Consider the following 1389-nt stretch of genomic DNA (forward strand, 5'->3'; position numbering starts at 1 on the left):
GCTGCAATGACACGACTTCGGCGGTACGCTTGAGCCCCGCTACATTGTCGGCGCGGAATCACTTGACCAGTGAGCTATTACGCACTCTTTCAAGGGTGGCTGCTTCTAAGCCAACCTCCTGGTTGTCTCTGCGACTCCACATCCTTTCCCACTTAGCGTACGCTTAGGGGCCTTAGTCGATGCTCTGGGCTGTTTCCCTCTCGACCATGGAGCTTATCCCCCACAGTCTCACTGCCGTGCTCTCACTTACCGGCATTCGGAGTTTGGCTAAGGTCAGTAACCCGGTAGGGCCCATCGCCTATCCAGTGCTCTACCTCCGGCAAGAAACACACGACGCTGCACCTAAATGCATTTCGGGGAGAACCAGCTATCACGGAGTTTGATTGGCCTTTCACCCCTAACCACAGGTCATCCCCCAGGTTTTCAACCCTGGTGGGTTCGGTCCTCCACGAAGTCTTACCTCCGCTTCAACCTGCCCATGGCTAGATCACTCCGCTTCGGGTCTTGAGCGTGCTACTGAATCGCCCTATTCGGACTCGCTTTCGCTACGGCTTCCCCACACGGGTTAACCTCGCAACACACCGCAAACTCGCAGGCTCATTCTTCAAAAGGCACGCAGTCACGAGATACAGCAAGCTGTATCCGACGCTCCCACGGCTTGTAGGCACACGGTTTCAGGTACTATTTCACTCCGCTCCCGCGGTACTTTTCACCATTCCCTCACGGTACTATCCGCTATCGGTCACCAGGGAATATTTAGGCTTAGCGGGTGGTCCCGCCAGATTCACACGGGATTTCTCGGGCCCCGTGCTACTTGGGTGTCTCTCAAACGAGCCGTTGATGTTTCAGCTACGGGGGTCTTACCCTCTACGCCGGACCTTTCGCATGTCCTTCGCCTACATCAACGGTTTCTGACTCGTCCTGTCGCCGGCAGACGACAGAAGAGAGATCCCACAACCCCGCATGCGCAACCCCTGCCGGGTATCACACGCATACGGTTTGGCCTCATCCGGTTTCGCTCGCCACTACTCCCGGAATCACGGTTGTTTTCTCTTCCTGAGGGTACTGAGATGTTTCACTTCCCCTCGTTCCCTCCACATGCCCTATGTGTTCAGGCATGGGTGACAGCCCATGACGACTGCCGGGTTTCCCCATTCGGAAACCCCCGGATCAAAGCCTGGTTGACGGCTCCCCGGGGACTATCGTGGCCTCCCACGTCCTTCATCGGTTCCTGGTGCCAAGGCATCCACCGTGCGCCCTTAAAAACTTGGCCACAGATGCTCGCGTCCACTGTGTAGTTCTCAAGCAACGACCAGCCACCCATCACCCCACCACAATCGCGGTGAGTTCACTGGGGCCGGCATCGCGAAGATACAAACCTTACGGCCG

At 56.9% G+C, this 1389-nt stretch carries 1 rRNA gene; it reads right to left on the minus strand.

The features are described from left to right. Positions 1 to 1273: ribosomal RNA gene (locus ABZ939_RS36850) — 23S ribosomal RNA — on the minus strand; the annotation flags it as partial. Between the last annotated feature and the right edge of the window lie 116 nt (positions 1274 to 1389).

Origin of the sequence: Streptomyces sp. NPDC046712 (assembly GCF_040645695.1) — a bacterium.
Classification (GTDB): Bacteria; Actinomycetota; Actinomycetes; order Streptomycetales; family Streptomycetaceae; genus Streptomyces.